Raw genomic sequence first — 24,936 nt, 5'->3', positions numbered from 1 at the left:
ATAAAAACCTCCTTGTCCTACTTGCCAGTATAATAAATTTATATTCTTTTAGAGAAGTAATTAATCCATTTGTATACAATTATTTTATTGACTTATAATCCAATTCAAGTAAAATATTATATAGACTAGTTAAGAAATCCTTTACAACTTAAAGGATATGGAGGTTAAGATGAGAAGAGATGAGATCAGTAAGGTAATTCTGTCCGAAAACGATATTCCCAAGCAGTGGTACAACATAGTTGCAGACATGCCAAATAAGCCTGCACCCTATCACAATCCAGCAACACTTGATATTATTAAGCCTGATGATATGAAGGCTATTTTCCCGGATGAGGTAATCAAACAGGAAATGTCTTCCGAACGTTACATAGATATCCCTGACGAGGTTCGTCAAAGGTACTGCCAGTTTAGGCCCAGCCCTCTTTACAGGGCAAAAGCTCTTGAAAAACTGTTGGATACTCCTGCGAGAATTTACTATAAATATGAAGGAACAAATGCTACGGGAAGCCATAAGCTTAATACCGCAATCCCACAGGTATATTACAATAAACTTGCAGGCATAAAAAGACTTGCAACGGAAACAGGTGCAGGTCAATGGGGCAGTGCCTTAAGCCTTGCAACAAGCCAATTTGGATTGGAATGTTCGGTTTACATGGTAAATGTCAGCTATCAGCAAAAACCATACAGACGTTCATTTATGAAAACCTTTGGTGCAAATGTTGTAGCAAGTCCCAGCACACTGACAAACAGCGGAAGAAGTATTTTGGAAAGAGACCCTGATTGCTCGGGCAGTCTTGGAATCGCAATAAGTGAAGCGGTTGAGGATGCAGCAACACATGCTGATACCAACTATGCACTGGGGAGTGTTTTAAACCACGTATGCCTGCATCAGACCATAATCGGAATCGAAGCAAAAAAGCAAATGGAGTATTTGGATGAATACCCAGACGTAATTTTTGCTTGCTGCGGAGGCGGAAGCAATTTTGCAGGTCTGACTTTCCCATTTTTGCAGGATAAGCTCAATGGACACGCCCTTAGGGCTGTAGCTGTTGAACCATCAGCATGTCCCACTTTGACAAAGGGTGTATTTGCATTTGATTACGGCGATACCGCAAAAGCAGCTCCAATAACTAAAATGTATACTTTGGGACATGACTTTATTCCCTCCGGTATACATGCAGGCGGATTGAGATATCATGGCGATTCCGCCATTGTCAGCCAACTGTATCATGACGGAATAATTGAAGCAAAAGCATACGGTCAGAAATCCGTTTTTGAAGCGGCAGTATCCTTTGCACGGGCAGAAGGAATAGTTCCTGCTCCCGAATCAGCACATGCTATAAGGGCTGCAATTGATGAAGCTATTCTGGCAAAGGAATCCGGCGAGGAAAAGGTTATTCTGTTCTGTCTCAGCGGACACGGATACTTTGATTTCGCAGCATATGAAAACTATTTTAACGGACTCATTGATGATATAGAATTTTCTCCGGAATCTGCAAAAGAGAGTTTGCAAAAATTGCCAATCATAGAATAGTTTCTTATAACATAAACAAAGAATAGCGTACCTACCGATTAAATCAGCGGGTACGCTTATTTTATTTGTTTTCTTTTAAGACTTTTACGTCATAAGGATTAAGTTCCAGAATTCCTTGTCTATCTTCGCCGGTAAGCATATCTGTGTAAATCCCGTCAAGAGAAATCTCTTCTTTTTTTGCATTGAAATTCATTATAAATATGTAGCGGTTTTGTCCATCAGTACGATGTTGGGCTGTTACTCCCCTTGGTAGCTTCGCTTTGATTGTACGTGTAAGTAATAACTTTTCCATTAGGGCATTGTAGAAATTATCAAGGAAATCTGCTCCTGTACGGGCAGCCATATAGTAGGCATTCCCCTTTCCAAACCGGTTAACCGTAAGAGCCGGACGACCTTGATAAAAATCGTCTCCGTACACAGCCAGAACCTGTGCAGATTCTGCGTGAATCAAATCACAGAAGTCCTGCACCCTGTAAGTACCAAAAAGTCCCAGAGAATTATCATTCATAATCAAATTATTGTTTTCATCGGGGTGCAATGTGTCTATTTCCTCACTCCAAACACCTGTAACCCCACGCAGAGGCCCCGGAAATCCTCCCAGATGACATAGGTCATTCTCATTTACAATTCCGCTCCAATAGCTGGTAACAAAAGTTCCTCCCTCCCTAACAAAGGACTCTATACGCTGTCCAACACCGGGATGTGTCATATAGAGCATAGGTGCAATAACAAGCTTATACTGTGAAAAATCTTCTCTTGCACCTATAATGTCTACGGTTACCCCTTGCATCCAGAAGGCTGTATAATGTGAGATACAGGTTTCCTCATACTTTATCCTGTCACGGGCAAGAGCCTGTGCCTCCTCTATGGCCCATCGGTTTTCCCAATCAAATATTATTGCAACTTGCGGATGAACCGTAGTTCCCACAACTTCGTCCAGTTTTTCAAGTGCTTGCCCCACCTGTGCAACATCCCTGAAAACACGGGTGTTCTCATGGCCTGCATGATCCACCACCGCACCATGGAATTTTTCAAAACTCCCCCGTGATTTTCGCCATTGAAAGTACTGAACTGTGTCACTGCCATGAGCCACCGCCTGCAATGACGATAGCAAATGCATGCCGGGGCGCTTTAGCTTGTTTACCTTTTGCCAGTTAACAGTACTTGGTGTACTTTCCATCATCATAAAGGGTTTACCCTGTTTGAGAGACCTGTTAAGGTCATGGACAAATGAAGTTCGTACACCGATTTTCCAATCCGGCTGCTCCGTGGTATGCCAGGTGGGATAATTATCCCAGGAAACTACATCCAATTCTTTTGCAAGTTCCCTGTATTCTATACCCGGAAAGGTTCCCATCAGATTTGTAGTAACAGGAATGTCCGGTGTTAATTCCCGTAAGGGTTTTATTTCGTTTCTAAAAAAGTCAATTGTCTGGTGTGAGACAAACCTTTTCCAATCCAGAATAAGTCCATGAGTCTCATGCTCACCCCGTGGAGATGGTGACTCAATTTGTGACCAATCTGTATACCGGTGTGCCCAGAAGCCCGTCCACCACTCATGGTTGAGCCTGTCAAGGTCATTGTCATACTTATTCCGAAGAAAGCTACGGAACTCATCCTGACAAAGGGGACAATGACATTCCCCGCTGTATTCATTAGATATATGCCATAAAATTAATGCAGGATGCTTTCCATACCGTTCTGCCAGCATACGATTGATTTGGCTCACCTTCTTACGGTAAATGGGAGAGGTAAAACAATGGTTATGACGTCCCCCATGTAAATCCTTTAGTCTGTCGGCCTGAGTACGCAATATTTCAGGGTATTTTTGCGAAAACCAACTGGGTTTTGCACCACTGGGAGTAGCCAGAATAGCAGCCATTCCCTTTTGAGCAAACCTATCCATAATATCGTCCATCCAACCGAAATTGTACTTGCCCTCTTCCGGCTCCAGTGCCATCCACGAAAAGATTCCAACTGTCATTGCATTACAGTGGGCAAGCTTCATAAGACGAAAATCTTCATCTATTATCTTTGGCGTCTCCAACCACTGCTCCGGGTTGTAATCTCCACCATGTAGAATACGGGGAAACTTGTTGCCAATAGGCATATATTTGTCCATCCCTTAACTCTCCTTTTCAATCCTTGTAGTCAGGTTTGGCATTTCGCCCCAATAGTCCCTTGGTTTTCGTCCTACATAGTATTTGAACTTTCTATAAAAATAGTCTATATTTTTGTACCCTACCATATAAGAAATTTCATAAACCTTGTACTTCCCTTCCGCAAGCATCTCTTTTGCCTTGCGAATCCGGACATGATCAAGATAGGAATTAAAGCTCTCGCCTGTTCCGCTCCTGAAGATTCTTCCAAGATAAGAGCTGTTATAGCAGAAAATCTTAGCAAGGGATTCCAGCTTCAAGTCCTTGGAATAATTGGCTTCAATATACATACAAAGTCTCTTTACTATATTGTCTCGGGAGTTATTTCCTATCTGCTTCATAAAGCATAAAAATTCACTTAATATATAATCTGTAATTTCATGCAAACTCTGTTTTCTATATATATCATGAATTATTCGTCCGTCATCGGGTATAATGAGGTTGTGATAGTTTTGAGACAGCATATCCCTAACTCGTATAAAAATATTGGAAAGTACTCCAGCAAACCGGTCAGGATGCAGATTAAGTCTATGGTATTCGGACTCAAAGCTCTGCATTTTCTTTTGCAGCAATTCCTCTTGCCCTATTTCAATATAATCGTAAAAAGCCTCAATATATTCCTTTATGTCAATAGAATCAAGGTTGACTCCGTCTGAAAAATCTCCATACACGTCATCCCATAAGACAAGGTTCCCCGATTGCTGGTAATAGAAACTGTGCTGTTGTATCTTTTTTGCGTCTGTATAAGAAAGGTGGAGTTCATCAGCCCTGCTGCATAGTCTTCCCAAAGAAACAAACAAATCAGGCATTTTACGGAATATATCTCTCATATGTACAGAGAAGCGTGTAATACCTCTACCTTGCAGCAGAACAACCCATAAATCGTCGATACAGATACACCGCATCTCTTTTTCATAATCAAAAAGAGTTGGAATTTCTACATCAGACTGTACTGCTTTTATGACAGCAACACGGTAAGCATTATCCCATAGTTGAAGCTTACTAAGGTTTACTGAGTCTGCAGTAAGCTTACCGCAAATAAGGTCAGTAAGCTGCTTTTCATAAATAAGATTCATACTGGACTGAATACTTTCAAGCTTTTCCTTTTCAGCCAGAATCATCTTGCGTACCTTAACAATAGCCTCTTGCAAATCATCTTCCTCTATGGGTTTTAACTGAAAGGAGGAAACACCTGATTTAATGGCACTGCGGGCATATTCAAAATCAGAATAACCTGTCAGAATGATAACCTTGCCATCAAATCCCCCTTCCCTTGCCTTTTCAAGCATTTCAGTTCCATACAACCCCGGCATCTTGATATCCGTAATACATAGGTCCGGGTTAAGGTCAAGCAACATACGAAGGCCTTCATGCCCGTCCGCTGCTTCGCCGGCTATCTCGTAACCAAGACTGTCCCAATCAATGATAGCCTTTAGTCCAGCCCTCACTGCCGGCTCGTCGTCAATGATTAAAACCTTGAGCATTTGGCTTACCATTCCTTTCCTAAGATATTTTGGTTTTTAACAGGCTGTTCAGGAAAAGAAATCCATACAGTTGTTCCTCTTCCGGGACTGCTGTCTACCCTGATTCCATAGGAATCACCGTAATAAAGCTTTATACGCTGATTCACATTTGAAAGTCCAATGCTTTTGCCTGTCTTTCCCCCTGCTTCCTTAATTTTGCGGTGAACTTCCTCCAGCTTTTCAGTTTCCATTCCAAGACCGTTATCCTTTACAGTCACCAACACATTTTCATGCTGCCTGTTAACGATAATATCTATTTTCCCGCTTCCTTCCTTTTGTTCCAATCCGTGGACAAAAGCATTCTCAACAATAGGCTGTATCAACAGGGGTAGTACTTTGAGAATTTTCTCATCAATACCGTCCTGAACGTCAATGGTATAATCTACCCGGTCAGCAAAGCGGAACTTCTGAATTTCTAAATAATTTCGCACAAAATCCAACTCACTTTTTAGCGGCTGAGGATTGTCATCAAGCTCCAGCAGACTCCGCATGGATTTCCCCAAAAGCTTTATTACAGTGGCAATTTCGCGTTGTCCACAGACATAAGCCTTCATTCGTATACTTTCAAGGGTGTTAAACAAAAAATGAGGATTAATCTGACTTGCCAGCATCTTGAACTGTGCCTCATTCTGTTTTGTCAGAAGCTTTTGCTGCTGTAGCTTGTGCTCATAATTTTCCTGTAAAAGCTTTTTCATATCGCCAATCATCTTAATCAAATCTGTGTACAGTTCGGCAATCTCATCGCTGCCGCTGATACCCGGGGTAATATCCAAATCCCCGGACGCTGCCCTGTGAATCTGAGTTCTTATAAATAAAATACGCTCTGAAAAGCTTCCGGTAAATAATACCATCAGAAGTACAGGTACTACAAGACTGATGAGTGCGATTGCAATTCCTGTTATATATGTAGCAAACACCTGACGTGTAATGTCACTGGTAGGTGTTATATTAATAATCTGTATTGTACTGCGGGTTTTCTGAGGAAGAAAGGAGTCACAGACAATAAATACTTTTCGGTTTTCATAGGTTACATCCTTAAGAATCTGCTCTCTGTCACCCGAAACGGCAGCCAAACCCTTTATATTGATTTGGGTACCCAGCTTTTTACGGTCATCTGCCAGCACGATACGGTCATTATTCACAGTCATAAGCATGGTTGTCTTTTCATTCTGAATAACAGAGGTCAGATAACTGTAGCTTACCCTCATTACCATGACCGCATAATTACCGTTATCGTCAATGCGAATACGACGTACCAATGCAAGGTAATAGGAATTGTTATCGCTATTATAAAAACACTGCCATATCATGTTACCACCACTCCGAACCGCAGCCTTATACCAAGCTTCTTTTCTGATAGCCTCTGTGGTTTTAACCAAAAAACCGTTCTCACATATGGTACTATTATCTACGTACAGGGTAATAGCCTCTATTTGGCTGTAGTACTGTGTATATTCCTTCAGTGCAGGGTAGTTTTTCCAGGCATCTATAGACTCTAAATAACTGCTATATTTAGTTGATATAATGTTTTTGAGCTGCTTGTCAAAATAGATTTTGTCAGATATGTTAGTCATAAGATATAACAGCTCGTTAACACGGTCTCTCACTCGAAGGGTATCTGTTTTGGCCTCGTTAACCATACGTGAGTGAACCAGGTTTGACATGCTGTAGGTTAAATACAGGCTCACGAAAAATACCGGCAACAGCACGGAGATTACATAGATACCAATCATTTTTTTGCGTATCCGAATATTGTTCCAACCTTCTTTCAAACGCTCGATGAACACTATATCTATTCCACCCTCGCCGACACTGATATTTCTTATATGATAGGTTTATTATAACAATATTGTAAACCACATACAAACCTATTTCTATAGATATCAGAGTGTAAGGGTCATAGCTATGGGAAGATCACGGGATGAAGTACCAATGTATATGGTATAGTCCCCCGGAACAAAAACCCATCCTGTATTAATGCAGAATTCTGAGAAAGTTCGTTCATCAAGTTTAAATGTAATGGTTTTGGATTCACCGGGATTCAGGTATATCTTTTCAAAACCTTGCAAAGTACGTATAGGAGAGCCGGCTTTCTTCGGTGGCTCTACATATAGCTGGACTGACTGTGCACCTGCCCTAGCCCCGGTATTGGTTATTTCAACGTTTATTTCATACTCCTTGCAGGAGCCGGAAACCTGTCTTAATACTCCCTTCGCCAACGAAAAAGCAGTATATGACAAACCGTGTCCAAATGGAAAAAGCGGAGGAACATTATATGTATCGTGGTAACGGTATCCTACAAAGAGACCTTCTGTGTAACAAACCTTCTCGCCTCCGGGATATTCACCCAGTGCCTTAACTCCTGTATCCTCCTCTCTCACAGGTATTGTGAAAGGTAGATGTCCGCTAGGATTATCGTCTCCGAATAAAACTTCCGCCAACGCCGTTCCACTGTGCATACCTGAAAAAAATCCCTGCATAACGGTAGGCGCATTGTTTATCCATGGGTTCATATCAACCGGGGAACCGCTTAATATGACTACTACTGTATTTGAGTTTATGGCAAGAACCCTTTCCAGAAGCTTATCCTGTTCGTAGGGTAAAGTCATATCTGCCCTGTCACGACCTTCTGATTCCTGCTCATGCCCTGTACCTCCAATGAAAATAACTGCATCGGCAGTCCGTGCTGCCTGAATTGCTTCTTCATTTAACCTTTTTTCAACATTTATATATTCCTCATGTGCAGCTCGTGACTTTTCCTCAATTTCTACACGGGTTTTCTCATCAGCATTTGACGGCATGTGAAATTCCTGCCTGCTATGTGTATCATCAACACACCCCGGGTAATATGTCACTTTTGCGCCCCCTGCCAATCTCATAACTATGCCTGACAGCGGAGTAATCTCATACAATGCCTTGACTGCCGCACTATCTCCCCCGGTGGAATGTTTTTTGTCTGCATTATTGCCAATAACGGCAACCGTTTTAATTCTGTCTGCATTAAGAGGGAGTATCCCCTTGTCATTTTTTAAAAGAACAAAGCTCTCCTTAGCTGCTTCAAGTACTGTCTGTTGGTGCTGCGGCAGATTGAAGCCACCTCTTTTTCGGTCCTTGGAGAACATATTCAGTCTGAACATCAATTTCAGTATTCGTCGTACCTTTTCATCAAGAATACTTTCAGAGATTTTTCCGTTTTGAACAGCCTTTATAAGGGGTTTTGCAAAAAAATAGTCGTCAAAATCAGTGGTTACATTCATTTCAATATCAAGACCGGCTTCTGCAGGAGCCTCTGTATCGTGTACTGCCCCCCAATCAGAAACCACAACACCGTCAAACCCCCACTCCTTACGGAGGATTTCTGTAATCAACTCGGGGCTGTGACTGCAAAATGTACCGTTGAGCCTGTTATATGCAGTCATAACTGTAAGAACTCCTGCCCTCACTGCTGCTTCAAATGCAGGAAAGTACAGCTCCCTGAGTGTACGTTCATCCACCGCTGCACTTACGGCAAGACGTTCTGTCTCCTGATTATTGGCCGCAAAATGCTTGACACAGGCTGCCACATCAAAACTCTGTACGCCTTTTATAAAGGCTGATGCAAGTTCTCCGGTCAGCACCGGGTCTTCACTGAAGTATTCATAATTTCTACCGCATAAAGGTGTACGGATAATATTCACACCCGGTGCAAGGATAACGTCCTTACCACGGCCCCTTGCTTCGCAGCCCAATACTTCTCCTACCCTCTCCGTAAGGGTTCTATTAAAGGTTGCTGCAAGTGCCGTGCAGGAAGGCAGGTATGTAACAAAATCCCAATTACCTCCTATCGTTTCCCACTGATTATCAGCGAACTCATTGCGTACACCCATAGGCCCGTCTGAAAACACAAGGGGAGGAATCCCCAGCCTCGGTATCCCACCTGTGCGGAATAACCCATTGCCGTGACACATGCCGGCCTTTTCCTCCAAAGTCATCATGGACAGTAGTTCCTCTATTTTTTCATCAATCCCGTTAAATTGCATTATATTCACTCCAAAAATGTAAATTATTTAATATAGTTTTTACAGAATTTCAAACGTATATTTACCGCAAAAAGCTGTTGGTATAAATATCTCCCCATCCTGCTCCCTTACAATAGTTCCGCCTGTACACGCGGCTGCTATAATACCGCACAGTTTTATACTCCACGGTTTTCCGTCTCCCTCTGCTATTACAGTAATTTCACTCCCTTTACGGGTTGCCGTGACATTAAGTGCTTCATTTCCGTCCTTCTCATAGACAGAAGTATTTGCATAAGCACTGTCGGATAGGGGCGTCAGCAGCAAGCGAACATCCTGTGCATATTCATAGACAGTTTCTTCCTCACTGTAGCCCATAGCCAGAAGGCTACCGGGACGGACATATATGGGCAGACTCATGTAATTGTGCTTTTCCTTGCGATAACTTCCTCCGGTAACAATTTCACCTGTCAGAAGGTTATACCACTCGCCCTTAGGTAAGTAATAGTCCACTAATCCTGAAACCGTAAATACAGGTGCCACCAACAGGGAATCACCAAGCATATATTGACGGTCAAGGGTAGTACATCCGGGGTCGTCCTTGAACTCAAGAAACATTGCACGCACTGAGGGCAGCCCCTGCTGTGAGGCCTGAACCGCAGTTTTGTATATATACGGCATGAGACGGCATTTCAGATTTGCAAAAAAGCGCAGTACATCCACTGCCTCTTCGTCATATAGCCATGGTACTCGGTAGCTGGTACTGCCGTGGAGCCGAGAATGGGATGACAGCATACCAAAGGCCAGCCACCGTTTATAAACATCCGCTGTGGCAGTTTGCTCAAAGCCTCCGATGTCATGACTCCAGAAGCCAAATCCGCACAACCCCAGTGACAGACCCCCTCGCAAACTTTCAGCCATAGAGGAAAAGTCAGCAGTACAATCTCCACCCCAGTGAACAGGGAACTTCTGGCTACCTGCTGTAGCCGACCGTGCAAATACTATCGCCTCTTTACCCGCTGATTTCAAAGTATCAAACACTGTCCTGTTATATAGGTAAGTGTAGAAGTTATGCATCTTCTTAGGGTCTGAACCGTCGAAATATACAACATCCTCTGTAGGGATACGTTCTCCAAAATCGGTTTTAAAACAATCTACACCCATATCCACAAGGTCAAGAAGCTTTTGAGAAAACCACTTAGACGCCTCTGGATTTGTAAAATCAACAATGGCCATTCCCGGCTGCCACATATCCCACTGCCAAACACTGCCGTCCTTTTTGTGTATGAAATAGCCCTTTTCCATCCCTTCATCAAAAAGAACAGACTCCTGTGAGACATAAGAATTAATCCAGACACAGATATGCACGCCTTTTTTCTTTAGATTGGATAACATCTTTTTGGGATCAGGGAAAACACCTTTGTCCCAAATAAAATCGCACCAGTTGAACTCTTTCATCCAAAAGCAATCAAAGTGGAATACGGATAGCGGAATACGACGTTGACTCATTCCATCTATAAAGCTTGTGACGGTTTCTTCATCGTAGTCAGTTGTAAATGAAGTGGAAAGCCATAGTCCAAATGACCATGACGGTGGCATGGAAGGACGTCCCGTAAGCGCAGTATAGTTTGAAATCACTTCCTTACAGTCTGAACCTCCAATTACAAAATAGTCCAAGGATTCGCCTTCAACGGAAAATTGTGAACGGGATACAACTTCACTGCAAATTTCAAATGAGACAATACCCGGATCATTTACAAAAACCCCATACCCTCTGTTTGTTATATAAAATGGGATATTTTTGTAGGATTGCTCGGTGCAAGTACCTCCGTCCTCATTCCAAATATCAACCGTCTGACCATTCTTTACAAAGGGTGTAAACCGCTCTCCCAAACCATATACACACTCTCCTACATCCAAATCAAGCTGTTCCCTCATATAGGTTTGACCGCTTTCGTGTTTTATGTATGCAAGATGCCTCCAACCACTCCCGGTCAGACGTTCACCACCGCGATAATATTCTATAATAAAGCTGGTTTTATCAACACGCGCCTTAATACTTCCACTTTCAAACCACACTGCATCATTATCTTCAATGATTGTCGGAGAGCTTCCGAGAGAATTAAGTTCAAAATAAGGCCCGGCTTTTTTTATTCCTTTATAGTGGTATGCTCTTACATGAATTATATCAGCTGCCGGGGAACTCAACTCAATAGTCAGTGCAGGGCCACCTAAAGTATCTCCTCTGTGATTAATCGGGTTGCATGGTGCAAAAATGCGTAATCTGTCCCCGCAGTTCTCAATACGGTATGCCTTGGACGGGTAATACAGGGAATATCCTTCCTTGCTCATCCAATATCCATTAAGAAATTTCATGGTATAAAGACCTCCTGAAAAGTTTATCCGGCTTTTTTATTATTCTTATTCTCAATTATACAGTCCCATCTTTAGATTTAAAACGTAAAAAATCACAGCAAAAACACTGTAATAATTCTAGAACTTTTTGAAAAAGTATACTCACCTATAAATTTTACAGTGTTTTTGACTATTTTTTTAGGATATACAAATTTTAATAGGCAAGATACAATATTTTTGTAAAAAATTACTAAACCCAAAAATATTTGGAGGGAAGTTTAATGTCCAGTCCGTCTAGCAGCACCACTTACGTTAAGTTAAAAAAGAATAAGCACCGGGATCGATTCAAACTGTTTTTCATGGCTTTACCTTTTCTGATACTTTGTTTTACATTTTCCTACTTACCTTTATACGGATGGATTTATTCAATGTTTGATTATCGTCCGCCCTTTAAGCTGTATCAGTGTGATTTTGTGGGGCTCAAATGGATTACATCAATTATTACGAATCCTGCTTACAGAAATGCAATCGGTGATGTTCTTCGCAATACTTTTGCCATCAGCGGGCTAAACCTGTTAACCTCCGTTCTGCCCCTTGCCTTTGCCGTTTTTCTAAATGAAGTCAAGCGAGGCTGGTTTAAACGAATAGTACAAGTGTTAACTACTCTGCCTAACTTTATAAGCTGGGTACTTGTTTACTCTGTTGCCTATGTGTTCTTTTCGACCGGAGACGGCGTGGTAAACAAAATTCTCATTGATATGCACATTATTTCTTCTCCGATTAACTTTCTTGCAAGCGATAACCATACATGGCTTTCAATGACTTTGTGGAGTTTGTGGAAAACTCTCGGTTGGAGCGCCATCATGTACCTTGCCGCAATAGCAGGCATTGATCAGGAGCTTTATGAAGCTGCCAAGGTCGATGGAGCAGGGCGCTTCCGTACAATGTGGAATATCACTGTTCCTTCGCTGTTGCCAACCTTCTTTGTTCTGCTCATGCTGTCAGTTGCTAATTTTCTTAATAATGGCCTTGACCAGTATTACGTATTCCAGAATGCAATGAACAAAGCACATATTCAGGTTCTTGACCTCTATGTTTATAATATAGGTGTTGGCAGTATGAATTTCCCTCTTGCAACTGCTGTTAGTATGCTCAAGTCTATCGTCAGCATAGCACTGCTGTTTACGGTTAACGGCGTATCTAAACTTCTGCGCGGCGAAACTATCGTCTGACAGGTTAATAAAGGAGGAAAACAACCATGTTACCCATACTAAAAAAGAAAGAACATTACAATTTCGGAGACATTGTGTTTTATATAATTACATATTTAGTATTTGCAGCTTTAACTATTGCTTGTATATATCCTTTTTACTTTTTGATTATAAACACCCTTACTGCAAATGAAATCAGCTCAAAGACAGCAGTTTTACTACTTCCCCAAAAAATTCATTTTGACAACTACGTCAAAATTTTGAAGCTAAACGGGCTTACAGATGCCTTGTTTGTGTCGGTAGCACGTACAATAATTGGTGCCGCTTTAACAGTTTTTGCCTCAGCTTTTTTAGGATACCTGTTTACAAAAAAAGAAATGTGGGGCCGAAAATTCTGGTACCGTTTTGTTATTGTGACAATGTACTTCAATGCAGGTCTTATTCCATGGTTCATTACAATGCTGAATCTGGGACTTAGGAACAATTTCTTTGCATATATACTGCCGGCTATTGTAGCGCCATTTAATGTGATCCTTGTTAAAACATATATTGAGAATACTCCACAGGCACTTCAGGAAGCGGCACAGATAGATGGTGCCGGATACTTCACCATATTTATCAAGGTTGTCTGGCCCCTCTGCGTTCCCATCCTTGCAACGGTTGCCATTTTTGCAGCAGTAGGGCAATGGAATTCTTTTACTGACACCCTGTTATTGATGACAGACAGCCATCTGTACACCTTGCAGTTTATTCTGTACCGCTACCTCAATCAGGCAAGCTCTCTGGCCAGTATTATGAGAAACAGCGGTGCGGGAATTGGTCAATCGGTATCAAATCTTGCAGGCTCTCAAACGGCACAATCCGTTAGAATGACTGTTTCGGTTGTTGTAATTCTTCCGATTTTGTTTGTATATCCCTTTTTCCAACGGTTTTTTGTGGGTGGTATAATTATAGGTGCCGTCAAGGGTTAATTCTGTAATATGGTTTATCCGTGCCATACACGGCAGTGTAACGGCACATAAAAAACACTGCTTTAATAATACAATAATTTAATGGAGGTTTATGTATGAAAAAGTGGCTTATTAAATCCCTAACCGCTGCCATTATCCTCGGTGTTACCGTAAGTATGGCGGCCTGTACTAAACCGGGCGGCGACAGTAGTTCCTCATCCGGTTTGAGCAGTTCCGCATCCGGTTCCGGCAACAATCCTTATAAGGATACGGTAACACTTGATGTTTACACTTTAACGGGAAATTTCCAAGGTGAACAGATAGGATGGTTCGGAAAGGTGATCAAAGACAAATTTAATCTCAAGCTAAACATTATTTCAGCTCAGACAGATGGAAATGCAGACCAGTCTTTTCAGACACGTTCTGCTTCCGGCGACCTTGGTGATATTGTGGTATACGGTGCCATGGACACCAAATTCACTGATTCACTTAAAGCCGGGCTTCTAATGAAACTATCGGATAACGAACTGCTGGCAAAGCACGGTGATAACATTGTTAAGAATTTTTCAGGTGCCCTTAAGCGTGTTTCCGACAAATATGGTGATTATGCAATTCCTAATAATGTTTCTACTGAGTCTCCCAATACTCCTTCCGAAGACTCTGATCTTACATTCGGTGTATACACCCGTTATGACTACTATCAGGAAATCGGTTCTCCTAAGCTGAGTACCTTCGATGATGTATATCCGATGTTAAAAGCAATGGCACAAAAGCACCCCACCAACTCAAACGGACAGAAGCAGTATGCTTTTTCACTGTTTAAGGATTGGGACGGCTGCATGATGATGTTCGGAAAAATGATTGCAGAGCTTTACGGGTATGAGGAAGCTCCCTTTGGTGGTTTTCTTCTGACTAATAATTTGGCTTCGGAGTATCAGAGCATTATCGACCCCAACGGTTACTATGTAAAAGCTTTGAAAGTTTACAATCAGGCATACCGTGATGGTCTTCTGGACCCCGATTCAATCAATCAGACCTGGGATGATATTACCAAAAAGTATTCAAATGGTCAGGTTCTATATTCACAGTTCAGTTGGCTCGGCCCTAACAATTTCAACAATGCTGACAACATATCAAAGGGTGCAGGCTTTGCTCTTGTTCCTATAGCAGATGAGAAAATCTGGTCAAACGGATTTACTCCAAACGGCAGTACTTACCTTGTGGCATTAGGAAAGTCCTGCAAAAACCCTGAGCGTGCTATGGATTTCCTAAACTGGTACTACTCTCCTGAAGGAACAATGACAATTAAGAATGGCCCTGAAGGTCTTGCATGGAAAATGGAAAATGGTAAGCCAACATTAACTGACTTTGGTAAAAAATGTATGCCATCGATTGCAGTAGAAGTATCTAGTGAGTTTGGCGGCAGCGATTGGCAGACAGGAGAGTGTAAGGTCGGCTTTGATGGCTTGGCAGCAAACTCGATTAATCCGAATACCAAAGAGCCATACTATTACAAGCTTTGGTCGTCAACCCTATTATCCAACACAAGTACCCTGCAGAAAAACTGGAGTGCAGCCATGGACGGTGCTCTGTCTGCAAAAGAATGGCTTGTTAAGAACAACCAGATTTCAGTTTCTCCCGGCACCGATTATGTTGCTCCTACTCTTCCATCTGACATTCAGTCAACTCAGGACGTAGTCAAAATGGATATCCGTGACTATTCCTGGAAAATGGTATATGCAAAGAGTGACAGTGAGTTTAATTCCCTTCTGAAACAGATGACCGAGAAGGTCAAGGGAGAAGGTTTTGACACCGTTGTAGAATGGAATAAACAGCAGTTAGCTGAGCTCGCTGCAGCCCGTAAGCAGGCAGCAGACAGCGGAAAATAAATTAAGAAACTGTACATTTTTATAATCCTCTCTTCGGGAAAAGGGTGCAGCCTTCGGTAATACCGGGGAAGCATCCTTATCCTTTTCACGAGACATTTTTCTATATATTACTAATTTTTCAGGAGGGAATCTTATTGGACTATATGTTATGGTATAAATCCCCCGCCCGTATTTGGGAAGAGGCACTGCCTATCGGTAACGGTCGTCTTGGTGGAATGGTTCATGGCGGTATTATACAGGAATGTATTGATTTAAACGACGATACTCTATGGTCCGGATTACCCGGACAGGATATTAACAAGAACGTACTGCCTGTCTTACATAAAGTACAACGCCTTGTGGATGAAGGCAAAAATTATGAGGCACAGAAGCTTATAGAAGAAAATGTACTAACAGGTTACTCACAGTCCTATCTCCCTCTTGGCAGGTTATTATTGACTTATGAACTGTCAGGGGATACTAAAGGCTACAGCCGTTCACTCTCCCTTAATACAGCCGTATGCGAAACCCGTTATACCTGCGGTGGCGTCAATTATTTCCGTGAGGTTATATGTTCCTATCCCGACGACGTTATGGTAGTTCACATGACTGCAGATAAGTCCGGTTCATTGACTTTTACCGCAACACTTGATTCTCAACTGCGTTATCGGATAGCAAAAAGGGACAATAGCCTGATAATGACCGGCGACTGTCCCTCCCGCATGATTCCAGACTACGTGGAAGCAGATAAACATATACTCTATGACCATAAAGAGCAAAGTCGCAGTATACGCTTTTCAGTCGGAATAAGGGCAAATGTAAAGGGTGGCTCCTTAATTGCTGAAGCAGACCGGATTTCAGTCACCGCTGCGGATGAAGTTCTTCTGATACTCTCTTCGGCTACAAATTTTGAGGGATTTGATAAAATGCCCGGTAGTTCAGGAACAGACCCTTTAACCAAATGTATGAAAATACTGGATGAGGCAGCAGGATACAGTTGGAATGAGCTTTTATCCCGCCATAAAGCTGACCACGCTGCTTTATTTGACCGTGTTTGTCTTGACCTTGGCCCGCAGTCGCCCCAGCCAACTGATAAAATATTGGCTGCATATGCATCAGGAAAGTATGACCCCTCTTTGGATTCACTGATGTTTGCCTATGGCAGGTATCTGCTTATGGCCTGTTCCCGTCCCGGCACACAAGCGGCTAATCTTCAAGGAATTTGGAATAAGGAGCTGACAGCACCTTGGTCCTCTAATTACACTACCAATATTAACACTGAAATGAACTATTGGCCTGCTGAGACTGCAAACCTTTCAGAATGTCATTTACCGCTGTTTGACCTGCTGAAAGACGTTTCAAAGGCGGGCTCTGAGATATCACGTGTACATTACGGGTGCAGGGGTTTTGTACTTCACCACAACACTGATTTATGGCGTATGACTTCTGCTGTGTCAGGTCAGGCAAGATGGGGGTTTTGGCCTATGGGTGGTGCATGGCTCTCTATTCACATTATGGAGCATTACAGATTCACCTGTGACGCTGATTTCTTAAAAAATCACTATTATATTATACGAGAAGCAGTTTTGTTTTTGCTTGATTATATGAAGCCTGATGAAAATCGGTATTTTGTAACCAACCCATCTACTTCACCTGAGAATGCGTTTATAGATGCTGAAGGTCGAATATGTTCAATCACAAAAGGTTCAACTATGGACTTGGCTATTATCCGAGAGCTTTTTGAAAGCTGTATCGAAGCACAGTCAATTCTTAAAATTGATTCAGACCTTTCTGACTTACTTGCCCAACGGCTTTGCAAGTTGCCCCCATTTCAAATAGGCGGTAACGGCCAGCTGTTGGAGTGGCCTGATGAATATGTTGAAGAAGAACCGGGCCATCGGCATATGTCCCATCTTTTTGGACTTTATCCCGGCAGTGTTATAAGTCCACTGCACACACCCGAACTTGCTGAAGCCTGTCGTAAATCTCTGGAACAACGACTTTCTAACGGAGGCGGTCATACAGGCTGGAGTTGTGCTTGGCTTATATGTCTTTACGCCAGAATAGGTGACGGGAATAATGCCTACCGTTTTGTTAATCAACTTTTAACCCGTTCCGTTTATCCTAACCTTTTTGACGCACACCCTCCATTTCAAATAGACGGTAATTTTGGCTTTACCACAGGCATTATAGAAATGCTGTTACAAAGCCATAAAGGAGAACTGCACCTTCTACCTGCTTTGCCGGATAATTGGAAAAACGGTAGTGTAACCGGCATAAAAGCCAGAGGAAACTACACTGTAGATATTTCATGGCGGGAACATCATCTTGTCCGTGCACGGATAACGGCAGGACAAAACGGAGTCTGCCGTATTAGGATAAATGAAGCTTTTACGGCAGACAAATATGTTGAAAGAATAGAAAACTCCGTTTTAGTCAAGCTAACTGCAAATGAAAGTGTTAATTTTATCTTATCTGTCTAAAATAATGGACTTAAATAAAGCAAAGTACTCTCTTAAACAAACATTTGGGTATATGTACCATGGAGTGCCGGAACTGATTCCATACGGTTTTAGTCCGGCTCTTTTTGCAAGTATTTTCGCCCTGAACATATGAAAATCGTTAGTTACAATCAATACCTTATCAAGAGGCCTTCCAATAGTACTTTCATACATTTTTTTAGAATACAGCATGTTTTCATATGTACTGGTAGACTTTTCCTCTTTCAAAATAACATTTTCGGGTATATTATGCTTAACCAGGTACCTTTTCATTCCCTCTGCTTCCGTTATGGTTTCTCCTATACCCTGTCCCCCTGATACTATTATCTTTACATCAGGATTAAGTTTGTAATAATCCAAGGTATGATCAAGTCTCTTTTTCAAAACCAGTGTCGGTGTTTCGCCTTTGAGCCCCGCACCTAGTACTATTACGCTGTCAACCCGCTGCTCCTTGTCGGACATGGCAGAGGTTATTATGACTGCTGTTATTATAATAAAAGAAACCAACCATATGAGGAAAAGTCCTGTAAATACTTTTATAAGTTTACTGTAAAATTTGGGCCTTCGCCTGTATAATCCTGTTTTTTTAAATAAGGCCCATATTATTATACAAACGCCTCCAATAGCAGGAAGCAAAATTCCCATATCCATACCGCCGCTTCTTTTTGCAATAATTATAGTGTCCATTATTCCTGCGGCAGCCAATATGTACAAAAATATCTGAAAATATTTATTTTTCATAATTAAAATTCCAAAGTCTTTCCCGGATTATCTGATGGGCTGAAAGTGTACTTTTTACCTTCCTCAGGCTTAATAAAAGTACCGTTAAAGCTGAAATGATCAGACTCAATACCTGCTTCTCCGTCCATAGTTACCTGCATTTGTTCAACTCCAGAAAGATTCAGTACTGTCATTGCAAGTATGTTGGTATGGGTTATACCTCCTGCACTACCTGAATTAAACTTTTTTACAGTCTCTTTGGGCAAATCAATGGTAATATTCTTTCCATCCAATACAGCCTTGTTTATTTTTATGTCGGTAGAGGACAAAACATTGTTTATTGCAGAGGTTAAATCAGTTTCATACAATTTTTTATCAGTTATGATATTACGGATTTCCTTTGGTTTCTCATAATCATCAGCATCATAATAATAAAGTTTGAGTTCCATTGTCTCATTAGCTGGAGTTGTTTGTGATACAATAGTTTGTGATCCGGTAGTTTGTGACAAAGTAGTTTGTGATGCTGTTGTTGATGAATTAGAAGGTGTACTTGAAGATTCAGATGGTTCCTTTGACTGACCCACAGCATATACAAGCAAAATTACCAAAATAATAATAAAGCAAAAAAGAACAGCAACAATAGCTTTTAGTTTCTTTGAATTATTCATATAAACGACCTCCCCGGGTTTAAAAGTATTTACTAGTTATATTTGTACTGTCTTATTGCACTTGAATGTATGCTTGAAAATGAACCTTACCGTCCGTTTCATTTATTCCTTCAATATACACTTTCTTGTGGCTGCCGTCTATCTCCGCAATATCCTTGTATAAGGAAATAGTATCTCCAGCAACAGCTTCGTTTACATAATTTATCTGAATTGATTTGGCACTATACTTTTCATGCTTATCTAAGGAAAAACAGTCTAATATATAGTCTATATATTTTGCATTATTTACGTGACCGTTAATATCAAGGTCACTAAAACCTATAAGTTTTTTGTAAACTGAATTCAACTCTCCCGCTGGTTTCAGCTTTTCAAATTTTCTGTCTATTGCTTTTGATTCTAAGAATTCCGGATGCTGTGGTGGAATCATGGAATCAATTTTAACCATCTGACGTTTCTGTAAATCCAATATAACCCAGCTTGAAATTGCACTGACAAGAATATTACCTTCCATATCCCTCACGATAAAATTTCTTTCTATAATCATTTTCTTAGGTGATACCGGCCATGTCTCAATTGAAATATCTTCGTTAATACCGGGCATCCTGTTAATTTCCAGCATCATTCGAATCATTACCCACGCCACACCATATTCATTTTGTAATTTACCTATACCAAGGTTTGTACTCTCGGAATGGAGGCCTGCAATATTCTGAAAGTAGTTAAAAAGATAACTGAGTTTTAGTCTTTTAAAATAATCTGCGTCGCCATAATCTACATGATAATTCTTCTTGTATATCGAAAGCGGGTCCATAAATCCTCCAATTACTATAATGTGTATTAACCAAGTCTGAATAGATATTTGCCCACTACATGGTCAATGGGTATAGGGCCTATGATTCTGCTGTCCTTACTTTCATTTCTGTTGTCTCCCATAACAAAGACGGCATCCTCGGGAACCTTTATTGTATTTTCCGATTGATAAAGCATTGGCTCTCTTATGTATGGTTCTTCTAACGGTATACCGTTGCGGATAACTTTTCCATCCTTAAACTGCAATTCGTCTCCGGCCTTACCTATTACTCTCTTAACCCAGAATACCTGCTGAGTGTTTTCAGTAAACCTTGATACTAATATATTGTATTTGAGCGGGTCTATAACGTTATCCCAAAAGGTTCTTTTTCTATCTACTCTGCTGTCAATTATAACGATGTCTCCGTATTTGGGTTTACTGCGGAATATATTCTGAGTCTTATTAATTATTATTTTTTCCTTATCATGCAAAGTATTATCCATTGAATGTCCATCTACACTGGTTGGCTGAAATATGAAAATTATAACTATCAATGCCAAAACCACAGACCCCAGTATTGTTCCCACCCAGCCTAATAATTCTTTCAAAATTTTCATCTCCAAAATATCTCCCTCACTTGTTTTCTTTTGAGTAATTACGCCTCTGATTTACTAAATTTACCTAATTATAATATATTTGTGTAACATTTTATAGACAAAATTTATTAACTTTTCCTTAATTATTTTTAGTATTGATAATTATACGATTTCAAAGACGTAAAAGTCTGAAACTACAGTATACCGTTGCGTACCCCAATTAATATAATTGCCTGGATCAGCATTTTACAATGAGATGCTATATATCCAAGCAATTATTTAGTACGTTATTATTTTACCTTTATTCCAAATATCTTTTTTGCATAGCTTCCTACTACAATAGTATCATTGTAAATGGCAGGGGAGGATTCAACATTTCCCTCTAAAGATACCGAGTCAAGGGTTTTTCCGTCCATAGGATCAACCAGACGCATGTACCCGGCATAATCAGTATAAACCAAATAGGTTTTGCCATCAGAGCTTTTGAAGTCAACAGGAGAACACCAGCTGTATGCAGTCAGCTTTTTGTTCCATATTTCTTCACCGGTCTTTTTATCAAGTGCAATCATGTTTCCGTCAGTATTGGAACCCGTAAAGCAAACATTGAATATCACCATATTGCTTATATCATCTTTACCAAGTACAGGAGTTCCCAGTGAACCGCCGTTTATATAGTAGTTGTATATGCACTTATAATCCTTCTGCCAAACAAGCTCACCGGTTTTTGCGTTTATTTTTCTTATATTGCAATCTGCAAACTTGTTTTTACCGTTTTCACCACGCTTGTCAACCTGGTTTGCAGTATAAAGGAATACTCCGTCCTTTGTTTCTTCTATTACAATCGAACTGTCGGTATCATCCCCTGTTTCAAATATCCATACCGGTTTCATTGTATTCAGGTCAAGGCATTGTAGCGTACCTCCGTTATCGCAGAAATACATATAGTTTTTATATACCGCCGGAGAATTTTCTATTCCCTGTTCGTCATTATAAGGACTTCTGTAACGGTACTTAGTTATTTGCGGTGCTACTGAGAGAGTTCCTGCTGTTTTATCAAATTTTGTATTCATTTTGACCTTGTATACAAGTCCGTTTTCTCCGCAGTCAAGAAGTGTATCTGTCTTTTTATCCAAGATTGCCGAAGAATCGTTGGCTCCCCAGCCCCTGAACGCAACCTGATCCCTTCCGAAAATGGAGTACATTTCCTTCTGGTTCAGAAGATTAAAAATTCTATATTTGTATTCGCTGTACTTTCCGCCGTTATCATTTATCCCCATACCTGTGTAAAGTATCGGATATCCTCTTGGGTCAATCATACCTGTTCCTTTTATAGGGTAACCTATTTTGATTTGGTTTCTGGTAGGTTTTCCTGTTTCAAGGTCAAGGAAATATATGTTTCCGTCTAATGTAGGGTATATAACCTCTACAAGATCCTTAGACTTCATATCACTGTTAATGTTCATCATCTTTCTCACGTCTTCAGACCAATGGACAATAAGGGGTTGCCCTGTCCAGCCTGTTCCCGGCCAAAAGCTGCCTTCACCTGAGATTGCACCCAGCCCGGTTTTTTTCCATACTATTTCAAGCTTTTTCTGAGAAACGGTACGTGTTCCATATGATGCGTTATCTCTGTAATTGTTTCCTCTGAACGTTGTTATACCTTCTAGGTCTGAGTATGTATCAGACGAACCAAAGCTGATTTTATTCTTGTTTTTAACCGTATATTCCTTTAAAGGGGTATTGTTTCTGAATATCCAGCTTTGCATTTTAGTTCCGTTTTTGAATACATTATCAAATGCATATTCGACAAAAGCCTTTGCACCGTCAAAAGTTGATTCTGTTGTCCATGAGGTCTTCAACTTGCTTTGATCTGTTATTTCTGTAGGCATCGGGTCTGCTACCGGCTCGGGTTCAGGCTCTTTATCCACGTCCTGGTTGTTCCCTGCAGTTGTATTGATGGCATAGGAATCTTTACTGCTTCCTAATTTCCCGGAATTATTCATTTTGCTTAATGCAATCATGACACCTGTCGTTATCAATGACAGTATCAAAATAGTTAGTATTACTTTAAGTCTGTTGGTTGTCCTTCTTCTTCTATATCTAGTCATTCTCAATTTACTCCCCGGTATTTTTACTTGATTTTTACTCCGTATATTTTCTTTGCATAGGTACCTACTACCGCCATATCATTGTATACTGACGGTGAAGCCTCTACATTCCCTCCAACTGAGATTTTATCCAAATCCTCTCCTGTTTTCGGGTCTATCAAATGCATATATCCTTTAAAGTCACAAAGTAACATATAGGTCTTTCCGTCTTTGGACATAAAATCTACAGGAGAACTCCAGCTGTATGCGTCCAACTGTCTTTTCCAAACCTCTTTGCCTGTTTTCTTATCCAGTGCAACAAGGGTTCCGTCACTTGTGGAGCCTGTCAGTGCTACATTGAATATAATAATATCGCTTATATCATTTTTTCCTAATACCGGAGTTGCCAACGCTCCTCCGTTTATATAATTCTGATAAAAACAGGAATAGTCCTTCTGCCATACAAGTTCTCCAGTCAGGGCATTAATCTTTCTTATGTTGCAGTTTGCCTTCGCTCCGGATTTTCCTCGTTTGTCAATCTCATTTGCAGTGTATAGGAATACTCCCTCGTCAGTTTCTTCCAGTGTAATGGAACTGTCAGTGTCATCACCCGACCTATAAATCCAAACAGGTTCAAGTTTGTTGATGTCCAAGCATTGTATCGTTCCTCCGTTATCTGCAAAATACATAAGGTTCCTGTAAACCGCAGGTGAATTTTCAATTCCTTGTTCTGAGCTGTAGCTGCTCTTGTAACGGTATTTTGTTATTGTAGGATTAATTGAAATTGTTCCTGCTTCCTTATTAAACTTTGTATTGAGCTTTGCCTTGTAGACGAGACCATTTTCACCACAGTCAATAAGCGTATCGGTGTATCTGTTTAGCAATGCGGAGGAATCATTTGCTCCCCACTGTCTGAATGCAACGGAATCATTTCCCGGCATTGAAAATATCTCCTTTTGGTTAATCAAATCAAATATCCTGTATTTGAAAGAACCTTTTCTGCCGTCATTCTCATTAAGCCCTTGTCCTGTATAGAATAACGGATAGCCTCTTGGGTCAACCATTCCTGTTCCTTTAACGGTAAACCCTATATTCATTTTGGGTCTGGATTCTTTTCCCGTCTCCATGTCAAGGAAATATACATGTCCGTCAAATACCGGATATATTACTTCAACAAGATCCTTGTCCTTTAAATCATTATTTATGTTCATTACTTTTCTAACATCCGACGACCAGTGAGCCAGCAGCGGTTGTCCTGTCCATCCGGCACCCGGCCAGTAGCTTCCTACTCCCGAAACAGCTCCAATGTCATGTGTCCATACTATCTCAAGCTTTTTTTCCTTAACATCGGCTTTTCCCCATGAAGGAGCTGTCCTATAGTTATTTCCTCTGAATGTGGTTACACCCTCAAGTTCCGAGTACATTTTGGGAGAACCAAAGGCAAGGTTGTAAGACGGATTGTAGCCTGATGTTACCTTGTTGCTTACAAGTCTCCAGTATCTTATATTTCCGTCCTTGAATGTTTTCTTTATTGAGCCGTCCCCCATTGCAGCCTTGGATATAAAGCTTGCCGGGTTCTTCCATGAAATCATTAGATCATCAGGATTGGTGCTTTCAGTCGGTTCCTGAGCTTTATCCGTTTCCTCGGTGGGAGTATTTTCAGCGACAGTCCCTGTAGGAACCGATACGGTCGCGGTTGCAGTTGTCTCAGTAGATGTCTGCGGTGTTTTATTTGAATCTTTTAGTGGAAGCTTCCCGATATATACCAGATATATTGCTATCATAGCTACTAATAAAGTAAATAAAGCAACAACTAATGCAGGAAGCAGCTTATTAACATTTTTTCCTCTTTTTCTGCTCATTTTCTATCTCCATTTTAAATTACTATTTTGGCCACATTTGGCAACTCATCATATCCTACTTATTATATCAGACTGGTAAAAATAATAATATTTCTTTTTGTTAAAAATGTTGTAACC

General features: G+C 40.9%; 16 protein-coding genes. 5 read left to right on the top strand and 11 right to left on the bottom strand.

Annotated elements, in window-relative coordinates:
* The first annotated feature begins 169 nt into the window (after positions 1–169).
* A complete protein-coding gene (locus tag L323_RS31950; protein ID WP_020815738.1) occupies positions 170–1,534 on the top strand; it encodes a TrpB-like pyridoxal phosphate-dependent enzyme in 1,365 nt (454 codons plus the stop codon).
* A 61-nt stretch (positions 1,535–1,595) separates the two neighbouring features.
* On the opposite strand, the gene L323_RS31945 is transcribed toward L323_RS31950, so the two are convergent.
* The 5 genes from L323_RS31945 to yicI all read right to left on the bottom strand — a co-directional run bounded on the left by L323_RS31945 (position 1,596) and on the right by yicI (position 11,587).
* Positions 1,596–3,656 carry a beta-galactosidase gene (locus tag L323_RS31945; RefSeq protein WP_020815737.1) on the bottom strand — a complete coding sequence of 687 codons (2,061 nt, stop codon included), beginning with the start codon at positions 3,654–3,656 and terminating at the stop codon, positions 1,596–1,598.
* 3 nt (positions 3,657–3,659) lie between these two features.
* Positions 3,660–5,177 (bottom strand): response regulator transcription factor, encoded by a 1,518-nt coding sequence (locus tag L323_RS31940; RefSeq protein WP_242835278.1) that lies wholly within the window; start codon positions 5,175–5,177, stop codon positions 3,660–3,662.
* A 5-nt stretch (positions 5,178–5,182) separates the two neighbouring features.
* Positions 5,183–7,003 (bottom strand): cache domain-containing sensor histidine kinase, encoded by a 1,821-nt coding sequence (locus L323_RS31935; RefSeq protein ID WP_020815735.1) that lies wholly within the window; start codon positions 7,001–7,003, stop codon positions 5,183–5,185.
* A 96-nt stretch (positions 7,004–7,099) separates the two neighbouring features.
* Positions 7,100–9,235 (bottom strand): glycoside hydrolase family 3 C-terminal domain-containing protein, encoded by a 2,136-nt coding sequence (locus tag L323_RS31930; protein WP_020815734.1) that lies wholly within the window; start codon positions 9,233–9,235, stop codon positions 7,100–7,102.
* 39 nt (positions 9,236–9,274) lie between these two features.
* A complete protein-coding gene (yicI, locus tag L323_RS31925) occupies positions 9,275–11,587 on the bottom strand; it encodes an alpha-xylosidase (RefSeq protein ID WP_020815733.1) in 2,313 nt (770 codons plus the stop codon).
* 260 nt (positions 11,588–11,847) lie between these two features.
* On the opposite strand from yicI, the gene L323_RS31920 reads away from it, so the two are divergent.
* The 4 genes from L323_RS31920 (at position 11,848) to L323_RS31905 (ending at position 18,078) form a co-directional block, all read left to right on the top strand.
* A complete protein-coding gene (locus L323_RS31920; RefSeq protein ID WP_020815732.1) occupies positions 11,848–12,798 on the top strand; it encodes an ABC transporter permease in 951 nt (316 codons plus the stop codon).
* A 26-nt stretch (positions 12,799–12,824) separates the two neighbouring features.
* Entirely contained in the window at positions 12,825–13,748 is a 924-nt protein-coding gene (locus L323_RS31915; protein ID WP_020815731.1) for a carbohydrate ABC transporter permease, read from the top strand.
* 95 nt (positions 13,749–13,843) lie between these two features.
* Positions 13,844–15,616, top strand: coding sequence for an extracellular solute-binding protein (locus tag L323_RS31910; protein WP_020815730.1), 1,773 nt, complete (start codon positions 13,844–13,846; stop codon positions 15,614–15,616).
* Positions 15,617–15,759: 143 nt separating this feature from the next.
* A complete protein-coding gene (locus L323_RS31905) occupies positions 15,760–18,078 on the top strand; it encodes a glycoside hydrolase family 95 protein (RefSeq protein WP_242835282.1) in 2,319 nt (772 codons plus the stop codon).
* Here the strand turns inward: L323_RS31905 and L323_RS31900 are convergent.
* From L323_RS31900 to L323_RS31875, 6 genes are all read right to left on the bottom strand, one after another.
* Positions 18,067–18,837, bottom strand: a complete 771-nt coding sequence (locus tag L323_RS31900; RefSeq protein WP_020815728.1) for a YdcF family protein — start codon at positions 18,835–18,837, stop codon at positions 18,067–18,069. The two genes, L323_RS31905 and L323_RS31900, sit on opposite strands and share 12 nt — an antisense overlap.
* 2 nt (positions 18,838–18,839) lie before the next feature.
* Positions 18,840–19,484 (bottom strand): GerMN domain-containing protein, encoded by a 645-nt coding sequence (locus L323_RS31895; protein WP_020815727.1) that lies wholly within the window; start codon positions 19,482–19,484, stop codon positions 18,840–18,842.
* 52 nt (positions 19,485–19,536) lie between these two features.
* A complete protein-coding gene (locus L323_RS31890; RefSeq protein WP_020815726.1) occupies positions 19,537–20,295 on the bottom strand; it encodes an acyl-[acyl-carrier-protein] thioesterase in 759 nt (252 codons plus the stop codon).
* Positions 20,296–20,321: 26 nt separating this feature from the next.
* Positions 20,322–20,891: a signal peptidase I gene (gene lepB / locus L323_RS31885; RefSeq protein WP_020815725.1), complete on the bottom strand. Its 570-nt coding sequence runs from the start codon at positions 20,889–20,891 to the stop codon at positions 20,322–20,324.
* Between the two features lie 269 nt (positions 20,892–21,160).
* On the bottom strand, positions 21,161–22,978 hold the full coding sequence (locus L323_RS31880) for a PQQ-binding-like beta-propeller repeat protein (RefSeq protein WP_020815724.1): 1,818 nt from the start codon (positions 22,976–22,978) through the stop codon (positions 21,161–21,163).
* A gap of 23 nt (positions 22,979–23,001) precedes the next feature.
* Positions 23,002–24,819, bottom strand: coding sequence for a PQQ-binding-like beta-propeller repeat protein (locus L323_RS31875; protein ID WP_020815723.1), 1,818 nt, complete (start codon positions 24,817–24,819; stop codon positions 23,002–23,004).
* Positions 24,820–24,936 lie beyond the last annotated feature (117 nt).

The sequence above is a fragment of the Ruminiclostridium papyrosolvens C7 genome, from assembly GCF_000421965.1.
GTDB lineage: Bacteria > Bacillota > Clostridia > Acetivibrionales > DSM-1351 > Ruminiclostridium > Ruminiclostridium papyrosolvens_A.
Note: the sequence above shows the minus strand (reverse complement) of the source record. Positions and strands in the feature narration are given on the sequence as shown.